This window comes from Desulfonatronovibrio magnus, from assembly GCF_000934755.1.
Classification (GTDB): Bacteria; Desulfobacterota; Desulfovibrionia; order Desulfovibrionales; family Desulfonatronovibrionaceae; genus Desulfonatronovibrio; species Desulfonatronovibrio magnus.
In genome coordinates this window covers 56,861-77,158 of the sequence record NZ_JYNP01000030.1, presented here as the reverse complement: position 1 = coordinate 77,158, position 20,298 = coordinate 56,861, and the positions used below count along the sequence as shown (strand labels likewise).

General features: G+C 43.8%; 22 protein-coding genes and 1 pseudogene. 4 read left to right on the top strand and 19 right to left on the bottom strand.

Going from position 1 to position 20,298, the window contains the following annotated elements; translation table 11 throughout:
• Nucleotides 1-344: 344 nt before the first annotated feature.
• Nucleotides 345-3,377 carry a type III restriction-modification system endonuclease gene (locus LZ23_RS04365; protein WP_045211889.1) on the bottom strand — a complete coding sequence of 1,011 codons (3,033 nt, stop codon included), beginning with the start codon at nucleotides 3,375-3,377 and terminating at the stop codon, nucleotides 345-347.
• Between the two features lie 12 nt (nucleotides 3,378-3,389).
• Complete coding sequence (locus LZ23_RS04360; protein WP_045211888.1) at nucleotides 3,390-5,243, bottom strand: site-specific DNA-methyltransferase; 1,854 nt, start codon at nucleotides 5,241-5,243, stop codon at nucleotides 3,390-3,392.
• Nucleotides 5,244-5,437: 194 nt separating this feature from the next.
• On the opposite strand from LZ23_RS04360, the gene LZ23_RS25285 reads away from it, so the two are divergent.
• On the top strand, nucleotides 5,438-5,569 hold the full coding sequence (locus tag LZ23_RS25285; RefSeq protein ID WP_269745158.1) for a hypothetical protein: 132 nt from the start codon (nucleotides 5,438-5,440) through the stop codon (nucleotides 5,567-5,569).
• Nucleotides 5,570-5,712: 143 nt separating this feature from the next.
• Here LZ23_RS25285 and LZ23_RS04345 read toward each other — a convergent pair whose 3' ends face one another.
• From LZ23_RS04345 to LZ23_RS04315, 5 genes are all read right to left on the bottom strand, one after another.
• On the bottom strand, nucleotides 5,713-6,105 hold the full coding sequence (locus LZ23_RS04345; RefSeq protein WP_045211883.1) for a type II toxin-antitoxin system VapC family toxin: 393 nt from the start codon (nucleotides 6,103-6,105) through the stop codon (nucleotides 5,713-5,715).
• On the bottom strand, nucleotides 6,102-6,317 hold the full coding sequence (locus LZ23_RS04340) for a hypothetical protein (RefSeq protein WP_045211881.1): 216 nt from the start codon (nucleotides 6,315-6,317) through the stop codon (nucleotides 6,102-6,104). Before LZ23_RS04340 ends, LZ23_RS04345 begins: the two co-directional genes overlap by 4 nt.
• An 855-nt stretch (nucleotides 6,318-7,172) precedes the next feature.
• Nucleotides 7,173-7,595, bottom strand: a complete 423-nt coding sequence (locus LZ23_RS04330) for an HIRAN domain-containing protein (protein WP_052507114.1) — start codon at nucleotides 7,593-7,595, stop codon at nucleotides 7,173-7,175.
• A 177-nt stretch (nucleotides 7,596-7,772) separates the two neighbouring features.
• Nucleotides 7,773-8,069, bottom strand: a complete 297-nt coding sequence (locus tag LZ23_RS04325) for a HigA family addiction module antitoxin (protein ID WP_045211877.1) — start codon at nucleotides 8,067-8,069, stop codon at nucleotides 7,773-7,775.
• Between the two features lie 677 nt (nucleotides 8,070-8,746).
• Nucleotides 8,747-9,091 (bottom strand): type II toxin-antitoxin system PemK/MazF family toxin, encoded by a 345-nt coding sequence (locus tag LZ23_RS04315; RefSeq protein ID WP_198145895.1) that lies wholly within the window; start codon nucleotides 9,089-9,091, stop codon nucleotides 8,747-8,749.
• Between the two features lie 525 nt (nucleotides 9,092-9,616).
• Here LZ23_RS04315 and LZ23_RS04305 point away from each other — a divergent pair.
• Together LZ23_RS04305 and LZ23_RS04300 are read left to right on the top strand one after the other, a co-directional pair.
• On the top strand, nucleotides 9,617-10,489 hold the full coding sequence (locus LZ23_RS04305; RefSeq protein ID WP_045211872.1) for a site-specific integrase: 873 nt from the start codon (nucleotides 9,617-9,619) through the stop codon (nucleotides 10,487-10,489).
• Nucleotides 10,490-10,492: 3 nt separating this feature from the next.
• Nucleotides 10,493-11,590: an IS91 family transposase gene (locus LZ23_RS04300; protein WP_052507113.1), complete on the top strand. Its 1,098-nt coding sequence runs from the start codon at nucleotides 10,493-10,495 to the stop codon at nucleotides 11,588-11,590.
• A 566-nt stretch (nucleotides 11,591-12,156) separates the two neighbouring features.
• Here LZ23_RS04300 and LZ23_RS04295 read toward each other — a convergent pair.
• From LZ23_RS04295 to LZ23_RS04280, 4 genes are all read right to left on the bottom strand, one after another.
• Complete coding sequence (locus LZ23_RS04295) at nucleotides 12,157-12,396, bottom strand: YgiT-type zinc finger protein (RefSeq protein WP_045211871.1); 240 nt, start codon at nucleotides 12,394-12,396, stop codon at nucleotides 12,157-12,159.
• A 2-nt stretch (nucleotides 12,397-12,398) separates the two neighbouring features.
• The gene (locus LZ23_RS04290) at nucleotides 12,399-12,728 is read right to left on the bottom strand and encodes a DUF4258 domain-containing protein (RefSeq protein ID WP_084590886.1); all 330 of its coding nucleotides are present in this window, start codon (nucleotides 12,726-12,728) and stop codon (nucleotides 12,399-12,401) included.
• A gap of 65 nt (nucleotides 12,729-12,793) precedes the next feature.
• Nucleotides 12,794-13,132: a transposase gene (locus LZ23_RS04285; RefSeq protein ID WP_232300401.1), complete on the bottom strand. Its 339-nt coding sequence runs from the start codon at nucleotides 13,130-13,132 to the stop codon at nucleotides 12,794-12,796.
• 174 nt (nucleotides 13,133-13,306) lie between these two features.
• Nucleotides 13,307-13,612, bottom strand: coding sequence for a CopG family antitoxin (locus LZ23_RS04280; protein ID WP_045211868.1), 306 nt, complete (start codon nucleotides 13,610-13,612; stop codon nucleotides 13,307-13,309).
• 333 nt (nucleotides 13,613-13,945) lie between these two features.
• Between LZ23_RS04280 and LZ23_RS04270 the strand changes: the two genes are divergently transcribed.
• Nucleotides 13,946-14,371 (top strand): tyrosine-type recombinase/integrase, encoded by a 426-nt coding sequence (locus LZ23_RS04270; protein ID WP_332308260.1) that lies wholly within the window; start codon nucleotides 13,946-13,948, stop codon nucleotides 14,369-14,371.
• 301 nt (nucleotides 14,372-14,672) lie between these two features.
• Here LZ23_RS04270 and LZ23_RS04265 read toward each other — a convergent pair whose 3' ends face one another.
• The 8 genes and pseudogenes from LZ23_RS04265 to LZ23_RS04210 form a co-directional block, all read right to left on the bottom strand.
• Complete coding sequence (locus tag LZ23_RS04265; RefSeq protein ID WP_045211866.1) at nucleotides 14,673-16,007, bottom strand: S8/S53 family peptidase; 1,335 nt, start codon at nucleotides 16,005-16,007, stop codon at nucleotides 14,673-14,675.
• A pseudogene (locus LZ23_RS04260) lies at nucleotides 16,007-16,510 on the bottom strand (AAA family ATPase); the annotation flags it as partial. The gene LZ23_RS04265 and the pseudogene LZ23_RS04260, both read right to left, overlap by 1 nt.
• A 735-nt stretch (nucleotides 16,511-17,245) precedes the next feature.
• The gene (locus LZ23_RS04240; RefSeq protein ID WP_198145893.1) at nucleotides 17,246-17,545 is read right to left on the bottom strand and encodes an HIRAN domain-containing protein; all 300 of its coding nucleotides are present in this window, start codon (nucleotides 17,543-17,545) and stop codon (nucleotides 17,246-17,248) included.
• 294 nt (nucleotides 17,546-17,839) lie between these two features.
• On the bottom strand, nucleotides 17,840-18,256 hold the full coding sequence (locus tag LZ23_RS04230) for a type II toxin-antitoxin system VapC family toxin (RefSeq protein ID WP_045211858.1): 417 nt from the start codon (nucleotides 18,254-18,256) through the stop codon (nucleotides 17,840-17,842).
• Nucleotides 18,249-18,488 (bottom strand): hypothetical protein, encoded by a 240-nt coding sequence (locus tag LZ23_RS04225; protein ID WP_045211856.1) that lies wholly within the window; start codon nucleotides 18,486-18,488, stop codon nucleotides 18,249-18,251. The genes LZ23_RS04230 and LZ23_RS04225 overlap by 8 nt, the downstream gene beginning before the upstream one ends.
• 203 nt (nucleotides 18,489-18,691) lie before the next feature.
• Nucleotides 18,692-19,090: a VOC family protein gene (locus LZ23_RS04220; protein ID WP_045211854.1), complete on the bottom strand. Its 399-nt coding sequence runs from the start codon at nucleotides 19,088-19,090 to the stop codon at nucleotides 18,692-18,694.
• A 418-nt stretch (nucleotides 19,091-19,508) separates the two neighbouring features.
• Nucleotides 19,509-19,928 (bottom strand): PIN domain-containing protein, encoded by a 420-nt coding sequence (locus tag LZ23_RS04215; RefSeq protein WP_045211852.1) that lies wholly within the window; start codon nucleotides 19,926-19,928, stop codon nucleotides 19,509-19,511.
• A complete protein-coding gene (locus tag LZ23_RS04210) occupies nucleotides 19,925-20,179 on the bottom strand; it encodes a DUF6364 family protein (RefSeq protein ID WP_045211851.1) in 255 nt (84 codons plus the stop codon). The genes LZ23_RS04215 and LZ23_RS04210 overlap by 4 nt, the downstream gene beginning before the upstream one ends.
• Nucleotides 20,180-20,298 lie beyond the last annotated feature (119 nt).

Genomic DNA, 20,298 nt, shown 5'->3' with positions numbered 1-20,298 from the left:
AGAGGATATTTATACAATCAACTCAATAACTTGATTAGGTCCGACCCCAAACCACAAACCTAATGATAGGCCCCTATGGGCCGGAGGCTGTCTCCTGATTCCTGCGGCTGCAAAAAAGGGTTTTTGCAGTCGAATCTTTAATCTTCATTCCAGCATGACACGCCACAATGTTCTGAGAAAAAAAATATTTTGGGCTCCCAAAAATGCCATATAGGACTGTTTTAAAAAGCAAAATTGATAATTAAGTATTTGATATCAGGCACTTGCCGCGGCCCGACCCCATCCGCGCATTCGCAACAAGTGTCTGGTTCTACTTGCAGATTATCCATGTCAGCTTTCAAGACCTACCTCACCACATCCAGCAGCTTCTCATAGCTGTCAATCACTCCGTACTGAACAGTGCTGTTGCTGATTTGTTCAAAATGTTTTCTGGCGCAGTGGATCTTGGCTTCCTCGATTCTTCTAAGCTCCAATGAATTCATACTGCCCTTGGTTTCAGCTATGAAATAGACATGTTTGACTGCCTCTTCTTTAAAGACAATGGCCCAGTCCGGATTATAGTCACCAACAGGCGTGGGAATGAAAAAGCCCCTGGGCAGCTTGGCATAGACAGTAACTTCTGCCTTGCTGGCATCCAGCTTGCGGACAAACTCACTTTCAATGCCTGAATCCGTTATCACATGATCATAAATATGGCGCTCCACCTCAAAGGCATTGACTCCAAGTTTTCCTTTCATGGTATTTTGAGTAAAAATATCTGTTTCAAAGATCTTATCTGTGGGATTGTAGGTGATGCGCTCAATAATGACCGAGGCCTTTTCCTCATTGATGATCCTGCCTGCCTTGATAATGAAATCTTCCGGGTTTTTCTGAAACAGTGCAAACCTGTCCTCATTCATTCCGGAAAGTATGCCTAGAATGGTCTTTCTGGTAAGACGGGTAGTTTCCATAATCTTGCCCACCAGATCATAGCGCACCCCGGAAGAAACATTTCCATACACATTCTTGGACTGAGATTCTTTTAATGTAAATGACCGGCCTGATTCCAGTTCACTCTTGGACTTTATCTCCTTCAGCTCTCCATCCCTGATGACAACTGAAAGATCAGAAACGCTCAGCCTGGTATTCAGGGCGGCAATACTTTTCTGGATCAACTCATCTGATTCAAAACTCACTGTATAGGCTGATTTGACATTGATCTTCTTCCAGAGCTTTTGAAATTCCTGTCTGGAAAAATTCCGGTTATTAAGTTTAAGCTCAACATTCAGCTCCCGCTCATTTTCAGCCCACTTTGCCGCCTTTTCATCATAAATCCTGCTGACCAGCTCTTTTACCGAATCCTGATATGGTTTCAGCTCATCGGGCAGGGCCAGAGCATCCTGCTCAACAGCCTGAAAATAATCCTGAGTCAGGCGGTCCTCTTCATCCACATAATTGTTGCGCACAAAGGTTTGATAAATTTTATTGGCCATACGCTCATCAATTTTAATCTCTTCCTGGCGCTCATTGGATATGACATTACCCAGGAAGAATTCCTTGTCAGCTTTGACTGGACGGTCTGAAAGTGTGCTTGCAATTTCTTTTTGCAGTTCCCGGACAAAGGACTCATAAGATTCACTGGCTATAACAGAAAGCACATTGGTCTGATGCACATCCACTCCATGCACAGATCCGTCTATCCTGTCGCCATCCTGATTAACGCAAAGCCTGAGTCCTCTGCCTACTTCCTGGCGCTTTTTAATGGTGGACTCACTGTGCTTCAAGGTGCAGATCTGAAAAACATTGGGGTTGTCCCAGCCTTCTTTCAGGGCGGAATGGGAAAAGATGAAACGGGTGGGTTCGGCAAAGCTGAGCAGTCTTTCCTTGTTTTTCATGATCAGATCATAAGCTGTTTCATCCTGTGAATCAGTTTCCCGTCTTCCAAGCCTTGGATTTGTCAGCCGCCCCTTTTTGTCTATGGAAAAGTATCCATTATGAGTCTTTTCCGGCTCAATCCGCCTTAAATATTCTGCGTATGGATCGCCACCTTCGGCTTGATCCAGAATTTCATCAATCCGGGCCTGATACTCCTCCTGAAACATCAAGGCATAATCACCAGGAGCCACATTGCCGTCCTTATCGTATTTTCTGTATCCTGCAACTTCATCAATAAAAAACAGGGATAAAACCTTAATGCCCCTGGGAAACAGTTCCTTTTCCTTTTTGAGGTGTGATTTTATGGTTTCCCTGATCTGGATGCGCCGGAGAGTGGCTTCATTTTCATCACCCTGAACATCTCCAGCCTCCAGAATAACCCCGTTGGCAAACTCAACAGTATTGGTCTGTCCATTAACCTGGGAAACAATATAACCTTTATACTGCTCAAGACCTCCGGAAAGATCATAAAGGTTGTCATTGGTGGAGAGTTTTCTGAGCACTCTTCTTACGCCTGACTTTGACTTCACCTCTAACTCGACTCTGGCCAAAGGCGCATGTTTCTTACTCAGATCAATGCCTTCCAGGTATAAATAGCTGTCCGTGGCAGTAGAACCCTTGACGGTTATACCTTTGACATTGATCTTCTTGACCAGCTTCTTGTTATAAGCATCCAAAGCATCAAGGCGAAAAACCTTATTGTATTCTTCACGGTGGGTGGCTGAATAGCGCAGGAAAAATAATGGTTTGAACAGCTTTAAAGCCTCTTTGGTTTTCTTGCCCTCAACCGACTGCGGTTCATCAATGATAAGTATCGGTCTGGTCCGGGCAATGACATCAATAGGCTCCCTGGACTGGAATTCATCCAGCTCCATATATATCCTTCTGGCATCCTTGCCCCTGGCATTAAATGCCTGAGTATTGATGATCATGACGTTGATGCCGGAATCTCCGGCAAACTGATCAATCTTGGACAGGTCTTTGGAATTGTAGATAAAATATCTGGCTTTGCGACCGTATAGATCCATGAAATGCTTTTCAGTCATTTCAAAGGATTTTCGCACCCCTTCCCGGATAGCAATGGATGGAACCACAACAATATACTTTCCCCAGCCGTATTTTTCGAAAAGCTCAAACATGGTCTTGATGTAGACGTATGTCTTGCCTGTACCGGTTTCCATTTCAACGGTCAGATTGAATTGCCCTTCCAATTCTTTAGACAGGCACAGTCCCTCTCTGGTCTGGACCTTGACAATATTCTCCAGAACCTCGTCCGGAGTAAGAAAAACATCTGGGTTTTTGAAGCCCGGCAGCTGCCATTTGGTAAATTTGAGCAAACCAATATCCCTGTTGCCAGGATCAAGGGTAAACCTGGACTGCTGATTGCCCTGGCCCTGAAAACAATCAACCACTGCCTGGACTGCCTGAGTCTGAAAGTCCTGTATCTTAAATTTCAGCTTCATTGATTGACTCCGTTAAATCACTTTGACTTCAGTACCAGGCGACAGAGTTTTAAAAAGCTCATCCACATTGATCCTGGCTGCGTCATCCTGGAATGACTTGTCCTGGAAAACCACCCGCAAAGGCTTATGCTCAGCTATGTCGTGAATAAGCTGCTCAGGAATGTCTTTGTCAAAACAGGCCACAAGGGAATTGCCGGCAACAAAAAACACTTCCCTGCCCTGGACAGTCTTCTTTTCCATGGGCAATGACGGCTGCAGACCTGAATCCAGCATAACTTGAATCAACAGGTCTTCTGCTGTTCTGTCTTCCATGATATTGGTGATGAGATCCTGGAGGGTCCTTTGCGTGGTTTTGTGGGGGTGATGATAAACATCCTTCATATTGGAGGAATCAACCTTGAATACCCGAAACCCGTAATCTATATCCGCCCCGGTTTCTTCCTTGATTTTTCCGGCTGCTCTGCGGATGCGCTCTTTGCCGATTTCAGCAATGTTCTTATATCTTGCTTTATGGGCTTCTGAGTCAGGCGGGCATGGTTCTGGTAATTGAACCATTATGTATTTGCGTTTGCCCTTGTCTTCGGCGTTGAGTTGCATGACTGCGTGGGCTGTGGTTGAGGAACCTGCGAAGAAATCGAGAATAATTTCATTTGAGTTAGTCGATAACTCGCTAATATATTTTAAAGTTTTTGATGGCTTTGGATGATCAACTACCTTTGTTCCTACTAAACCACCAAGTTCTTCTGTACCATCTTGATTCATACCGTGCTTATCCCACCATGACTCCGCCTTTCTTCTCACTGAAGTTCTTTCTGACAAATATTTTTTTTGAATAGGTCTACCATTACCAGTTTTTCCAAAAATAATTCTGCCATCAGCGATTCTTTTTAAAGTTTCTTCTTTACTAAAAACCCAATAGCGTCCTTTGGGAGGGTAAAACAATTCACCAGTATTTGGATTCTTTATTGGAAAGTATGGGCCTTTATGATTGGCAGACAGATCTGTTGTCGTCCATCTGCCTTTTGGGTCATCATCAGGATTTGAATACTTTTTTTCAATGTATTCTTCTGATAATGGCAAACCAAGCAAACAATTATCAGAAGCCTTCTTCGAATAAACAATAAAGTAATCGTGAACAGGTGGAATATAACCCATATTGTTGCCATTAGTTTTCTTTTTCCACACAATTGTTCCTAAAAAATTACCTTCACCAAAAATTTCATCACATATTCTTCTCAGATTCGCCACCTCACCATCATCAATACTGATAAAGATAACCCCATCTTCTCGCAGCAGATTTCTGGCCAGCTTCAACCTGGGATACATCATGCTCAGCCAGTCGCTATGAAAACGGCCATTGCTCTCATTATTCTGAAAAAGACGATTGCCTTCTTCATCAACCTGCCCGGACTGATCAAGGTATTCCTGCCTGCTCTGCTTGAAATCATCCCTATAGACAAAATCCTTACCAGTATTGTATGGAGGATCAATATAGATGCATTTGACCTGGTTCAGATATGATTCCTGCAATATCTTAAGCGCCTCTAAGTTATCACCTTCAATGAACAGGTTTTCAGTTTTATCCCAGTCAACACTTTCCTCTTGGACCGGGCGCAGGGTGTTGGTGGTGGGCAGGTTGGCCATGAGCATGGCTTGCTTTTTTCCAGGCCAGGTCAGCTGATAGCGCTCCTTTTCTCCTTCAACCACAGTGTCGGACAGTTCCTGCTTAAGCAGATCAAAATCAATTGCCCTGATGAGCCTGCCCTTCTTGTCCTTAGACTCAGTAACCACACCCGGAAAAAATTCCTGAATCCTGTCAATATTTTCATTTACCAGGTCTTTGGACTCCATTTTCAGCTTATCCACCCAAAACCTCCATTTTTCGTAATAGTTTAGACCTTTTTAAGGTAAGCAGGGGACAGGCACTCCGGGCCCCACTTGAGCATCACCCAATGCTTTAAACGTGTCATAATATAAAACAAGTGGGTCCCGGAAGAGCCAGTCCCCCTCCGGGCTGTATGCCTCTGGGCTGTATGCCTCCGGGCAGGAAGCCATGCAACATGCAAAGCGCTAAGCAGAGACAAAGGATTTTCAAAGTTCTTCCTGATGGTAAGCATTCAGGGGGATGCCGAAACAGACCTGATTTTGATCAACTGGGGCTCAATGCGCTCCAGCAGGCTCATAAGGCTTAACAATAATTTCCGGCTTTTTCTGACGCATTTTGCTGACCATGGGGGGCTGACTCCAACACTCTCCCAAGCGCCACATGGGGAAGGCGGAGAAACCGCCTGCCATTGGGAATCCCGCGATAAATGCATAAACAGCCTGCTTGACCTTATGATACAGAGTTGACGTGAGGATATTGCAGGATTTTACTGTCAGAAGTAACAATCGCAGAATCTTGAAGCCTTGCAGTTGCTACGATGATCTGGTCTGCAGGGTCACGGTGGAACCCGCCTGGGAGTTTTGTAGATTCTACAGCAATCTCTGGAGTGAGTTCAATCAGGCGAACACCTGGGTAGCTCAGAGCTTCGGAAAACCACTCCTGCAAATGACATGGCAACGTCAGTCTATCATATTCAACAAGCTTTGCGATCTCCCAGGCTGAGATTGCACTTACACCGATGATATCTGACTCGTTGGCTTTAATGACCTCTGTCTGGGAGCTGGTGATTCGCTCATCCCCGTGTACCCACCAGACCCAGATGTGAGTATCTAGGATGATCATTTCAGAGTTTCCCAATCCTCCTGGGCAACACTCCCGAAAGGATCATTGTAACGTATGTGTTTTCCACGGAGAGGATAGCATGTACCCTTTTTCTTGCCATGCTTGTGGCTGCGGATAATGACCTCGACTTTATCACCAGACTGAAAGGGCAAGCCCTTAATGATGAGTGAACCGTCATTCATTATTTCTGTTTCCACTGTGTAATTTTGCATTTCTCACCTCAATATTTTCTCAATGTTACCCACTCACCAGTGGAGGGTCAACACGTATCGAGAAACAGTATTTTTAAAGATCAGGTTTGCCGGATTCTGCTTCGAAAGTTTGAGGACAAAGGGCTGATTGTTTTGCCTCCTTCGAAGACAGGAAGGGCAATCCTTGAAGAAGTATTTGTAATTAGTCGTCCCTGAAAAAATCAAATTTTTCTGGGACGACTAATTATCAGCAGCAGTCTCTAAATCATTAATCAAGCCATGCCTTCCTCTATAATGCATGTAATCAATTACACCTTGGATTAGATTTTGAATTCTTAACGCATCGTTTTCATTATTATTTTGCTTGGCAATATTTTTTCTGTGTTTTAAACAATCTTCCAATTTTTTGAATCTTCTTGCGCTATTTTTATCTTTATAATTATAATGTTTATCAACTTTTTCAAAAGCAGGTTACAAGAACGATAATTGTTTACCACGATCAAGGAGTTCCAACCTGGCCATTCTCCATCTTGACTGGGAAATCCATATCTTTCTGTTTTTCAGGTAAAGATGGATTGCCGGGTCCGTTATTGCTGATTTGGATTGAAAAACAGTTAGAATTTTTTTCAGTCTCTGATAGATCCTCCACAGGCCCGGCAATGACGAAAAAGGTACTCATGCGTCAAGGTCGATAATAACCACAACATGGTTAATAGGTACCCAAAAAGCTTAATCTACCCAACAGGTTATCCAATTTTTTTACAGAACCACATTTCCATTGACACGTTCCTTTTCATAAACACTTATTATAATGTAATTCCTCGTAATTTTTCTTGTTTTCCGATACAATTACATTATCCTGCCTGCAAAATTAAATCACAACCCCTGCCAGCCACCACCCTTCACAAAAATCCCCATCTCCAGGCAGCTATAATCCCCCATATCCGAAGAAACTGAACTCAGGCCGGCTGTGAGTTTGTGTCCATTATCCATGAGATCTGCAGGAAGCGGGTTGTGAGTTCTGGGTATATAGCCAAGTTTGTGACCGTTTGAGGTGAATACGGCAATGGCTTTGCTGTCGTGGGGGTTATTAGGCTCGCGTAATAATTTTAATTTTTGGCCAGATTGAAGATCTGAAAAGATTTTCGGACCCTGATAATAAGGAAATCCTGCCACATGACACTGGAAAAGAGATACAGGCTTTGGAATAACCCTGGCTTTTACCTCTGGAACTTTCCCTCCAAATACCAGCGCCCCAAAAAAAGCACCAAGCATGCTGATAAAACCTCTTCTTTGCATAATCTCTCCTGCTGTACAAATTCAACTCATTCCTGCTGCTGACGAGAAGCTTCCTGTTGAGCTGTTTCAAAAATGGAAACAGTGAACTGATCACTGTTAAAAGGATTTTCAAAGTTATTCCTGATGGTAAGCATTCAGGGGGATGCCTAAACAGACCTGATTTTGATCAACTGGGGCTCAATGTGCTCCAGCAGGCTCATAAGGCTTAACAATAATTTCCGGCTTTTTCTGACGCATTTTGCAAGCATCAAATCCTGCCTGCATCCGGAGCAACATATCCATGCTGACTCCAAATGCTTTTTCAATACGGTAGGCCATCTCTGGGGACAAAGAGGTCCTCTGGTTGATCAGGGCAGACAGGGTGGCCCTGCGAACGCCCAGCAAACCGGCTGCTTCTGAAATGGACAGATTAAGGGAATCCAGTATCTCCGTTTTCACAAACAGCCCTGGATGAGGCGGATTTTTCATGGACATATCAAAACTCCTTTCAATGATAATCCCCTTTTTCGCTTCGAACAACCATTTGATCCAAGCTGACCGGTCCTTGGCGAATTTCAGCAGGAATTCTTTTTTACGGCATCAATGGGTTATTTACCCAGTGAAATCCTTGCCCCATGAAATACTGCGCCAGCAGTCCAGCTCTTCTGGATTTCATCGGGGTCTTCCCATTTCACCGGGGTATGCCAAACATGATCAGGCAATAAATATCTGCTGGCTTTCGGCATAATATGGTTACATCTATGTTTTTGGCCCCAAAAAAGGCATTCTAAGGCATTTTTTTGGACCTGTAGAGACCCTTTACTCAATTAGTTCAATAACTTGGTTAGGTCCACCCCCATACCGCAAGCCATGTTTTAAATGATCCAACCTTCGAGTTGTATCCAGAAATCAGCGGCCAGGAATGTGAATACGTAGGATGCTTTTGAAGTACGATGTTCCTGTAGTGCTCAATCATTTTATCTTCTATTCTTTCAGTCATAATTTAAATTCCTCATTTTTAGTGGTTCCAACGCTGAGATAACCTGCAGCAAGCGAACTGGGTTTTGCGGGGAGGCACCTTTTTACACCCAAGCTGATCGAAGCCACAAAACGTTCGTGCTTGCTGTCAGGTTTATTAAATTGTTAGCGCAATTTGCTGTGATATTAGCTGGTTACAAGTTGAGAACTAACCTCATACCTTCGTCAACTTGGAGCATTACGGACATTGGCAATGAGTTTACTTTTTCTGTTAAAAACGATTTGTCAATTGTGATGATTTGAGACACATTGATAACGCTTTCTTTGGGTAGTTTTGACTTCTTTTTTGGAAGTATTATGTTGCCTGGTGCTGCGGCTAGCCGAAGATTTGTTGTTATGACTGCGGCAATTACTGTGTTGATTTTGCTTTCGTTGAATTCATTGGCTTGAATGATAACCAATGGTCTTTTGTACCCAGGCCCAGACCCTTGAGGTTCGGGTAATTCTGCCCACCAAATTTCCCCCCGTTTTATTACCATTCTTCTTTCTCAAGAGAGTTGAGTTGTAAGGTAGTAATAGTTTCATTCATCTCGGAAGATTGGTCAGAGTATAGTTCATTTAATCTTTGGGTAATTTGGTCTTTGGAGTGTTTTTCGAGGAATTGGGCGACGGCTTCTGAATATAATTTGCTACGAGATACCCCGTGACTTTTCGCGTACTGTTCGGCCGCCTGAAATATGTTGTCAGGTATAGAAATGGCTGTCTTCATTGTTTGCACCGAGTTTTGGATTGTGGTTATTTTGGGTCATAAAAAAGTATAACTCCGGTCATACTTGATGTCAATTCTATTTTAAGCGCTAACGCCAGCCGTAACCGGCGCATTTGTAGTGAGCGTAGCGAACGAAAAATGCGTCCGCGTTTACGGCCTTGTTCAAGTAAGCCGCTGCGCGGCAGATTAGCCCAGCCCGAATTTTTTTCTTAATCCGCTAATACCTGCAAGTTGCAGGACCCACCATTCATTCTTCATAATCTCCTTTATTCACTTTCCAACTTTAAGGAGGTTCATGATGAAAGACTATTACCAGAGGTCCATGAAAGCCCTGCAACTTGCAGGTATGAGTGAACGTACCCAGGAATGCTACACCAGGTCAATTCGAAAGCTTGTCGATTTTTATGGCAAAACCCCAGACCGGATTTCTGAGCAGGAACTGGAAGACTACTTCCTGCACCGAAGAAATGTTGATCAGTGGGCTCCGGCCACTCTGCGTATCGCATACAGCGGGGTTAAATTCTTCTTTATCAATGTTCTCAAGCAGGACTGGCATATCTCCTCCTACCTGGGAGCAAAAAGAGAAAAAAGGCTGCCCTGTGTCCTGACCAGAGAAGAAATCAACAAGATGCTGGCCCGGGTCCATACCTTTCACAACTACGTTTACCTGTCCACGGTCTATACCTGCGGGCTCAGACTCCAGGAAGCCCTCTACCTGCAGGTATCTGATATCGATTCCCAGAGAATGATGATTCATGTGCATCGAGGCAAAGGCTGTAAAGACCGCTTTGTTCCACTGCCGGAATCTACTTTGCTTCTTCTCCGGCAATACTGGAAAACGCACCGCAATCCCAAACTCATTTTTCCGGCACTGGGAAGGGGGCACAATCTTGGGCCGACTTCCTTGACACCCATGGCCATAGACAGCGTCCAGGGCGCCTTCAGGAAAGCAAGGTTTGCGGCAGGCATAACCAAACGGCGTGTATCTATTCATACCCTGAGACATTCCTATGCCACACACCTGCTGGAAGCCGGAGTCAATATCAGAATTATCCAGAACTACCTGGGGCATGCCCAGCTCATGACTACCATGGTCTACCTCCATCTCTCCCGGAATGGACAGGAAGATGCCTGTCAACGGATCAACGACCTGATGAAAGGTTTCTGAGCCATGAGCAAAATCAAGGGGATCTTCGAAGGCTTTGGCCCAGAGTACATAACAACCTTCCCCAATCTTCCCAGAAATCACCGGAAGGTCATTCAATCCATAATTGATTGCCGCTCAGGGAGGTTAGGAAAAACAATCTACCAATGTCAGGACTGCGGACAGGTGCAAGTTATTAGTCAGTCCTGTGGGAATCGTCACTGCCCGGTATGCCAGTACCACAAGTCACAACAATGGCTGCAAAAACAGCTTGAACGAATGCTTTCCGGGCAGTACTTCATGATCACTTTTACCATTCCGGAACAACTTCGTTCCTTTATACGCTGTCATCAAGACAAGGGTTACAGCGCCATGTTCACGGCATCCTCCCAGAGCCTGAAACGTCTGGCAGGCGACCCAAAGTATATAGGCGCTCAGCTGATCGGCTTCACCGGCATCCTGCACACTTGGGGCAGGCAGTTGAACTATCATCCACACATTCATTATCTGGTCCCAGGCGGAAGACTTTCAGCGGACAGGAAAACGTGGATGGCGTCGAATAATGGTTTCTTTGTTCCGGTTAAGGCCCTGTCAAAAATCTACAAGGCGTTGTTCAAAGAGCAAATGTCAAAAGCAGAGCTTCTTACTGAAATCAACCCTGATGCCTGGACCATTGACTGGAATGTCAACTCCCAGGCAGTAGGCGATGGCAGGACAGCCCTAAAATATCTTGCGCCTTATGTCTTCAGAGTGGCCATCGGAAAAAGTAGAATCGTCAACGTCCAAAACAGGACCGTGACCTTTACCTGTAAACAACACGGCAGCAACCGAATCCGGACCATGGTCCTGAATGTCCTGGAGTTCATGCGCAGGTTCCTGCAACACGTCCTGCCCTCAGGTTTCATGAAGGTCCGTCATTACGGCTTCATGAACGCCTCCTGCAAAATCAAGATTTCTGACATTCAGGCTCTGATCTCTACAGACGACTGGGAGGAACACTGTGACAGCCTCCCGGAATCCAAGGATTCCGAAGCCGGCAAACTCTATTGCCCTGACTGTGAAGGTTTGTTGGTCTTTATCAAGCTGATACTTCCGTGCAAAGCCGGATTCTGGGATTCAGGTTAAAAAACATAACCTGCCAGTCTTTCGGAAATGCATATGCTTTCTCTCAGTACCCCCCGAAAGGAGGACAGCATTGGTGCGTCAAACGTATGGAGAAATGGACAATAAACCTGCAAACTGTGCCGGTTTTTACCAGATTTTTTCAAAAAAAGACAAAATTGATCTCCACCAGGCACTCCGAATGGACCTGAGGACAATTCTTACTCCCTCCTGAAACAATCCTCAAAAAAGCTTTACCCATACTCACTGCCAGGCACATCGGGCTTCATGAACAATGGATAGAGATCGACCATTCCCATTTCTACCCAGAGCCAATAATCTCGGCTTTCTGGTCGACTCTATCCTTATTAGTTATATGTTTTATGTTTCAAAAAAGCCCGTTGTTTGGCGTTAGAATCAATCGATTTAGGCCAAAATTAAAATAAACCTTCGATATTATTTATGATTTAACCTAAATCGCGATCCTCAAACACTCGCCACTCCAGCATGTTGGCCTCTGCTGGTTCTTGTTCACCAAATTTGCCGTGTTCTTCAAATAATGCAGGCTGCTTCACATAACGCCCAACATGTCATCCGGTCATGGCTACTTCGCTTTGTACAACAGGAAGCAAGACGTGCTTCTGTGTATACTGCTTGGAGCGGACCTTGTGGAAAATTTCTTGGCTTGTCTCTGGATTGAGTACTCGTTCTCCGCAAGACAGGCATTGCTGATAGGTGACATTCTCAACTAAAAACAATCTCCCGTTGATCCGCAATTCAATTTCACCGGTACGAGATTCCATTTGTTCATGGCATGCAATGCATTTCATGATTATCTCCTTTTTTTGAAAAAACTATCCCATTTGTTTGGTTTTTGTGCAGGACAATAGGCTGTGATTATCCATACTGGATCTACTGAACAGTGAACGTGAAGAATTTTTTCATTTTTACATTTTCCAAGCTCCAGACATGATGGGCCATATTTGTCTTCTGGGTATGTTTCGATGATTTCTCCAGCGAGCATAGCCTCTCGAACTTCTTCAGGTGAGATATCTTTTTCGATCAATTTTTCAAGTGCATGCAGTGTAAATCTATGTCTGCTATTTCGAACAGCTTTTTGTATGCTAACAATCTCAAAGTGCATCAAAATTTCTCCAAACAAGAAAATATTACCTGCATATGATCGATGAAGTATCGACTGCGCGGGTCAGGCAGTCCCTTTGATACTCATGGCGGGGCCTCTGAGACCAGCAAGTAGCTGATTTTAGCTGTAGCGTGATACCTGTTTTCCCAGAAAGCACCCTTACGCTTTTTTCTCTGATTGTATTCCTGGCCGGTTCTGCCAGCTATTAATTGTAAAGACCTGGGTATAACATCTTTGTCTTCATGACCGTGTACCAGCAAGTGAATATGGTTTAAAGTAACCGTATAGTTCAATATCTGAAGCCCGTATCTCTTTTTGGCTTCAAACAACCATTTTACCCATGTGCTACGGTCCTTGGCGAATTTAAGCAGGAATTCCTTTTTGTGGCATCTATGGGTAATATGCCACACATGATCAGACAATAAATATCTGCTGGCTCTGGGCATAATATGGTTACATCTATGTTTTTGGCCCCAAAAAAGGCATCCTAAGGTAATTTTTTGGCCCTGTAGAGACCCTTTACTCAATTAGTTCAATAACTTGGTTAGGTCCGACCCCATGACACCCTACCCCATGACACCCTTGGAGCCCAAGCGTTAAATTGCCTCATTTTCCTTCATCATTGTGATTGTTTTTATTACTTCGTTCTTATCTACTAATTGATTGGTGACATACTTATGAACTATAGTGTTCAATAAAGTCTGGTACGGCATTCCTTCTCGCTGTGCTTTTTGTTTTAGCAATTCAAGGTCAAAGGCTGACATCCTCATACTAATTGCTTTATTTTTTTTGGTTGTTTCTATAATTGATTCAATGTGGCTGCGCTTTTCATCAGATACACTTTTAAAATTGTCGAGATTATCTTCTATGATTTGCTCTTCGCTAGTTAATTTATGATTCATTTTTTATCCTCCGCATACAACTTATGGTACTTAAGACTTTTAAAAGCTGTCTTCAAAATTATTTGGTCTTCCTCGTTCAACAGAAATGGTATAATCCACGTGTAATCACGTATTAGCATCACAAAATACAATTGATCAGGCCGAGTAGGGTTTTCAATAATGTCGAGGTAATGCTTCTGAATAATTTGGTCAGCAATTTCTTCGAATGATATCCCGCGTTCAGCTTTCAACCAATTATTCTTGTCTTCGTCCCAGAAGATATTCATATGTAAATGATAACCCTCTGTATATACATTGTCAATCAATGGGCCAACACATTTTGACGAACGTTGACTGATTATTTTTTGTCAATTTAACCACGACGGTAAGGGCAAAAAAGACCGGACTGTTCCCTTGCCCCAGAATATTATGCCCAGGCTGCATTCACAATTGGAACAGGTCAAGGCTTTAAATGCCAGAGATCTGGAGGCTGGCTATGACGGAGTATTCATGTTCGACAGTATTGAGAAAAAATACAAAAACAGCGCCAGGGAATTAGTCTGGCAGTGGTTTTTCCCGTCAACCTATCTGACCCATGTTCCTGAAACCGGACAGCGCAAGCGGTACCACCTTCATGAATCCCATGTGCAGAAGGCCATTCGGGAATCGGTAAAAAAGTCTCAGATCCCCAAGCGCATTACCTCGCATACCTTCCACCATTCATTTGCCAGCCACCTGCTCCAGGCCAACTACGACATTGCACCATCCAGGAACTTTTAGGGCACAGCGATGTCAGATCGACAATGATTTACACCCATACCGTCAAGAGCCAAACCAGAAAGGAGGCCAGGAGCCCCCTGGATTTCTGATGGATGGCATTTTTGAATCAAATTCAGGTCAATCAACCTTTTTTAAGTGGTTTGTAATGAAATAGCTCTGAAAATTTTCATTTTTGTCCTTCCACCACCTCAATTTCTTCCGGAGTCAGGTCGTAGGCCGGTACACAAAGAGAAAACTCAATAGGAGCCTATTTCTGCTATCAATAGCGGATTAGATGATTTTGTCCATATGTTCGTTGACACTATACAGTCTCAATACGAACCCGTGCTTGTATACAATTTCTTATTTGGGCGTATAAACGATTTTCTTTCTCATGTTCAAAAGTTACAGAAATGCAGTAGTCCTGCAACCTTGTTTCATCTGTAATCCACTTGTTGAAATTCAGAAGAACAAGTGAAACCGGAGGCGCTGGTCTATCTTTGGGTTCTCGCTTATACTCCTTCCACGCCTTTTGATGACAACCGGCTTTTCTTGTGTTGCTGCCGGGAAAGAAGTCAATTTTATACTTCCTCAAACCCTCAGGAACCCCTGCCTGTTCCGCCTGTTCGTTAATAACGCCGTATTTTTCAATCAGTGATTGCGGGTTGATTGAATGGAACACATGAAATTCCATTCGATTTCCCAGATAGCTGTCACCACGGGTCAGCCGTGTCTCAGGATTAAAGGTGAGGGTAACGATTATTCTCTTCCTGCCTGGCTCGGAAAAGAAAATATCGGGCAGATTCAAGGAATAAACCCGCACATGGTTCAGCCCAATCCACCCTTCATCCCAAAGCACTACTCTGTTGCCAAATGAATTCACGGCTCTTTCGAAGCTGCTCACGCCATAACCGCAAACTGCCAGGTGGGCTTTGTCGGCGTCTCGAGGTTTGTCGGTCTGATAAAAGTCCTTGCTTGGCTTGGCTGGATAGTCCGCCCCGATGAGCAACATGTTTTTAATAAAGTTACCAGACCCTTGTGGAAAGTGATTGGCTATCTTCCCGGCAAGATATGCGACCTTGGGAGCGGCAAAGCTGGTACCGCAATCGTATTGGATGATGTCTTCTGTTGTCCGATTATTGAGAAGGGGGATTTTGCCTCCTCTGTCCTCAGTTATCGTTCCATGGCTATCATACAATCCCTTGCCGATTTTTTTCTCTCTGGGAATGTCCTGAAAGGAGTCGATAGCATTAAAAAAGTCATATTTGGGGCCATCTTCACTACCGTATGTTGCGAGCTTTATTTTAAATTCCGCCAGTGTCTCGTCATCGCTGAAAACAACCCAGAAGCCTTTTCTGTTTTCCGCGACAGAAAGGACATGGATTCCCATGGATGCTAGTGTATTCTCAAAAGCATCCGGCGACACACTCTGGTTGATTTCGATTTCATAGATTAAGGACGGGGTAATCCGACCGGCGAATTTTTTCTTTAATGCGGCAAATGATTGAGAGATTGTTTCCGCTTTTTTCCTGGCTGCTTGAGAAAACGCCGATTTTCCCCTCCCCTCCGGTAAACTGTAAACGCCGAAACCGCCTTTTTTCTGACGTTCAACATTATCGCTGTATACTGGCAGTCGCAGATGGTCATGTTTGTCCATTATCGATCTCCCATCTGGTTATTCTTGACCTTTTCACGGCGGATGAATTTATGGATGGCTGCCTCGATGTCGCCTTGTGAAAGACAAGGCCTTGAATCAAGAATAGACAATTTCATGGCTTCTTCGGTTATCATTTTTATATCAGCAGGCGAGAGCCCTTGTGTCAAAGTCACGGCTTTTAGGAAGTCGATATCAGGATCTGTTTTGATCGGCCTCAGGTAGAGTTCAAACAATGCTTTTCTGATATCGTCATCAGGAAGTTCGTAGTAAATAACATCGTCAAAGCGCCGCCAGATCGCCGGATCAAGCATGTACTGGTGATTGGTTGCCGCCAGGATAAGACTGTCACCCTTGATGTTGTCCAGCATCTGGAGGAAATTGTTGACGACTCTTTTTATCTCCCCATGTTCGTGGCTGTCGTCCCGGTTCTTGCCGATGATGTCGAACTCATCAAAAAGAACGATCCAAGTACCGCTTTCTATAAAATCGAATACTTTCCGGAGATTAGCGGCTTTAACTCAACTTAATGGAAGATTGTTTTTGAATCATGTACTGTGCAAAATTAAAATAAAATTGAGTAGCAATAACCGATAATGGCTTCGCTTTCGGGGCAGATAACCACTTTCTTACCTGAAACACAAGCAAGAAAAGATCAAAAAAACGTCTTGGTTCCTGATTATTCCCTAAATCAGCCGGAAACGTGCGGGATGTCATATTTCATCCTCAATACTATAACCCAGACTGGATAAAGGATGTTTTTTATGCTTTCGTATCAATTTTGATCTGAACCTTCCACCACCTCAATTTCTTCCGGGGTCAGAGAATAGAGCTGGTAAACGAGCTGGTCGATGCGGTTTTCCAGGTCTGAGGTATCCTGGCTGTTTTTCTTCATATCAATGATCCTGTCCACCGGGATTTCGATCTCGTCAGCTATGGGCTGGTTATTGGACGTGATGAGCGTTTACCCTGCTCTCCCAGATGGACCATGGTTACCAGATTCTTAACGAATATTTTATGGACAGTTCAGCTATAATGTAATGTTCACCTTTTCAAAAATCATATCTAAGTAATTTTTTCCATTAATCAGGCCATTTATAGTTGAGCCGTCCACTTTTGTTTCCGACCAGTAAATGCCGCAAAAACAACTTTGGACCCCAGTGCCGGTGTTTTGGAAAGTTTTTTCATGGAAGGTTTCCCTTTTTTCCTGCCTACAAAATTTAACAATCGACCCCGAAAAATCACAACCCCTGCCAGCCACCGCCATTCACAAAAACCCCCATCTTCAGGCAGCTAAATTCTCCCATATCCGAAGAAACTGAAAGCAAACTGGCTGTGAGCTTGTGTCCATTATCCATGAGATCAGCAGGAAGCGGGTTGTGAGTCCTGGGCACATATCCCAGCTTGTGGCCGTTTGAGGTGAATACGGCAATGGCTTTGCTGTCGTGGGGGTTGTTAGGCTCGCGTAATAATTTTAATTTTTGGCCGGATTGAAGATCAGAAAATACCATAGGCCCCTGATAGTACTGAAATCCTGCCACATGGCATTGGACTAGAGATACAGGCTTGGGAATAACCCTGGCTTTTACCTCTGGAACTTTCCCTCCAAATACCAGCGCCCCAAAAAAAAGCGCCGATCATGCTGATAAAAACTCTTCTTTGCATAATCTCTCCTGCTGTACAGATTCAACTCATTCCTGCCGCTGCTGACGAGAAGCTTCCTGTTGAACTGTTTCAAAAATGGAAACAGTGGATAGAAATAGACCATGCTCATCTCTTGCTATCAGCCACCATTCACGGCTATTCTGGTCGACTCTATCCTTTTTGGTTGATTACTACTTCAATAATCTTACAAATCCAGCTTGCTCAAAATGATGATCCGTCGTAAATCCATGACTGAGTTGACGCTCTTTCATGACAACAAAGCTTGAGCAGTCAACCAAACTCCACATTTTATCATCTCGTTCCTTAATAAATTGCCAAGTTTTATCATTTAACTGCTTGTCAATATGGATGATTTCGATCCAACCAACAGTCTTGATTGTCTCAATCGCCTGGATTTGCTGCGGACGCGGTATTCTGAGCGGACTTATGAACAAGGCGACAAGCTCCGAAAGGATATAATTTGTTGTTATGACACGGGTTTGATCTTTGTACCATTGCTGCATCAACCCTTTGGCATCTTTATGAAACGACTCAGTTTGGACAAAATAATTGGCCCAACCAGAGGTATCAGCGAAAACCTCATTCATGGGCATTCCTCAATTCTTGTCCGACATAAAAGTCATGATTTGAGCTGATATCTTTGATATCAGAAGAAAAAGCCCCTGCCATTTTTAATAAAGGATCATCCAACTCATCCTTTACTACATCTTCCATCCATTCAATCAATAACTGGTCGATAGTTTTTCCACATTTATCAGCCTTTTTTAGTAAAGGTCGATAAATTTGATCTGGAATTTCTAAAGTTAATATGGTTGACATTTGAGCCTCCTATTTTTCGGATTAAAACCATCTTCTTAGTTTCGATCTGATCTCAAACATTCAGCTGATAGAATTAGCCCCCGCAGCTTGCGTTTACTTCCTCTATTACCTTTTCCATTCCATAAAATGGGTATGTTAGTGTTAACGTCGGGGCTGTGAGGCGCGAGCTTGCGAGCGTACCCACCAGCCTCTTGTGCGGTTCCTCAGTCCCTGACGTATTGCTTGAATTCCTCCGCTGGTTCACGGGGAGAGAAGATGGACAGTATAACTCCGTTCGGGTCGAGAATCGCGAAGCCACGATCTCCCCAAGGATGGTCTTCCAGCGGCATAATCGGGGAGAGACCGGCTGCCGTAAGGCGGACATGCTCAGCATCCACGTCATCGACCGAGAAGTTGTACATCAGCCCGGCCGGGTTGCACGTCGGGGGACCAGGCGCCCGCGGCGCCATGAACTGAAGCTCGGATGTCTCCTTCCCGATCTGCATGTTCACGTACCAGCCGCAGTCAAACGTCACCTTGGCGCCAAAGTGCTTCACGTAGAACTCGCGAGATTCCTCAACCTTCTCGGTTACAATGCAGGGGGGCAGTGTGTTCGCGATCATCTCGTTTCCTTTCTTTTGGCATCGCGGGTTCGATGCTTCATTTGCTCTTGTTCCCAGGCACCAGCCTGGGAACGAGGGATTTAAGTTACTTATCAGTTTGGTCCCGGGACGCCCGGGTATATACGCTTACATCTATGTTTTTGGCCCCAAAAAAGGCATCCTAAGGTAATTTTTTGGCCCTGTAGAGACCCTTTACTCAATTAGTTCAATAACTTGGTTAGGTCCGACCCCATGACACATGACACCCCATGACACAATGACACAAAAACCTTTATCTGCGTCTATCTGCGAGATCAGCGTCAAAGATTCTTATGGCTTCATTCTTAAGCATTAAAGGCAAAGAAAAGACAAAGAATAAGAATTTTTTGACGCTGATTGCGCTGATTTACGCTGATCCAGAAACTTTTAATTCTTCATACTATTTTGTTTCAATTATTCGCAGAAACTCTTCTGCATCCAATATTTTGAATTTATCGGTCTTAAAGTCTTTTTTATTCCTGGTTATGAGAAAATCCACATTATTTTCAGCAGCAATGGAACTATGTATATCATCCTCGAAATCTTTAAACTTATTTGCAATCGCTTCTTTAACATTTTTTAGAGATACCCCCGGCACTGAAAAGATACGTAAACTATCATGGATAAATTCATTGGCTATCTTTTTGTTCAAATCTTTCGAAATTACATAATATGTATTCGCCAATGTAAGCGGTGAAACAAGACCAATGATCTTTCGAGTTTCGATTAATTCAATAATTTTCGCAGAATAAGATGAGAACGGCTCCCTGTCTAGAAGCCAATCAAGCAGGATATTGCAATCAATGTATGCTTTGATCATGGTAGGTGCTTATCCCTTAAGTAAGTCAATTTATGGAATTCAGCATCAAAATCAGTATTGCTAATAATACCTTTATACTTTTTTGCAATTGGTGAGCGAATTTCTGATTGACAATCATCATTACTCCTCATCAGGAATGACTTATACAGCTCTTCAGTTAACTTACTTAGAGACTTTTTCTGCTTTGAAGCGTAAATTTTCACTCTCTCAATTGTTTCCTTGTCCAGCCTAAGCGTAAGCTTTGTATCCATATCGGCCCTCCAGTGACGTATCTATTCTAAATATACGTCACTGCATGTGATTAGTCAAGTCCAATTCGCACTTCTCAGATACTCGTGGCACGAACGAAGTGGGTGCCACGATTCATCAG

Excerpts from the sequence above, each read along its gene's own strand:
- LZ23_RS04365 (WP_045211889.1), bottom strand. The coding sequence starts at position 3,377 with ATGAAGCTGAAATTTAAGATACAGGACTTTCAGACTCAGGCAGTCCAG.
- LZ23_RS25285 (WP_269745158.1), top strand. The coding sequence starts at position 5,438 with ATGCAAAGCGCTAAGCAGAGACAAAGGATTTTCAAAGTTCTTCCTGAT.
- LZ23_RS04345 (WP_045211883.1), bottom strand. The coding sequence starts at position 6,105 with ATGATCATCCTAGATACTCACATCTGGGTCTGGTGGGTACACGGGGAT.
- LZ23_RS04340 (WP_045211881.1), bottom strand. The coding sequence starts at position 6,317 with ATGCAAAATTACACAGTGGAAACAGAAATAATGAATGACGGTTCACTC.
- LZ23_RS04330 (WP_052507114.1), bottom strand. The coding sequence starts at position 7,595 with ATGCAAAGAAGAGGTTTTATCAGCATGCTTGGTGCTTTTTTTGGGGCG.
- LZ23_RS04325 (WP_045211877.1), bottom strand. The coding sequence starts at position 8,069 with ATGTCCATGAAAAATCCGCCTCATCCAGGGCTGTTTGTGAAAACGGAG.
- LZ23_RS04315 (WP_198145895.1), bottom strand. The coding sequence starts at position 9,091 with ATGGTAATAAAACGGGGGGAAATTTGGTGGGCAGAATTACCCGAACCT.
- LZ23_RS04305 (WP_045211872.1), top strand. The coding sequence starts at position 9,617 with ATGATGAAAGACTATTACCAGAGGTCCATGAAAGCCCTGCAACTTGCA.
- LZ23_RS04300 (WP_052507113.1), top strand. The coding sequence starts at position 10,493 with ATGAGCAAAATCAAGGGGATCTTCGAAGGCTTTGGCCCAGAGTACATA.
- LZ23_RS04295 (WP_045211871.1), bottom strand. The coding sequence starts at position 12,396 with ATGAAATGCATTGCATGCCATGAACAAATGGAATCTCGTACCGGTGAA.
- LZ23_RS04280 (WP_045211868.1), bottom strand. The coding sequence starts at position 13,612 with ATGAATCATAAATTAACTAGCGAAGAGCAAATCATAGAAGATAATCTC.
- LZ23_RS04265 (WP_045211866.1), bottom strand. The coding sequence starts at position 16,007 with ATGGACAAACATGACCATCTGCGACTGCCAGTATACAGCGATAATGTT.
- LZ23_RS04230 (WP_045211858.1), bottom strand. The coding sequence starts at position 18,256 with ATGAATGAGGTTTTCGCTGATACCTCTGGTTGGGCCAATTATTTTGTC.
- LZ23_RS04225 (WP_045211856.1), bottom strand. The coding sequence starts at position 18,488 with ATGTCAACCATATTAACTTTAGAAATTCCAGATCAAATTTATCGACCT.
- LZ23_RS04220 (WP_045211854.1), bottom strand. The coding sequence starts at position 19,090 with ATGATCGCGAACACACTGCCCCCCTGCATTGTAACCGAGAAGGTTGAG.
- LZ23_RS04215 (WP_045211852.1), bottom strand. The coding sequence starts at position 19,928 with ATGATCAAAGCATACATTGATTGCAATATCCTGCTTGATTGGCTTCTA.
- LZ23_RS04210 (WP_045211851.1), bottom strand. The coding sequence starts at position 20,179 with ATGGATACAAAGCTTACGCTTAGGCTGGACAAGGAAACAATTGAGAGA.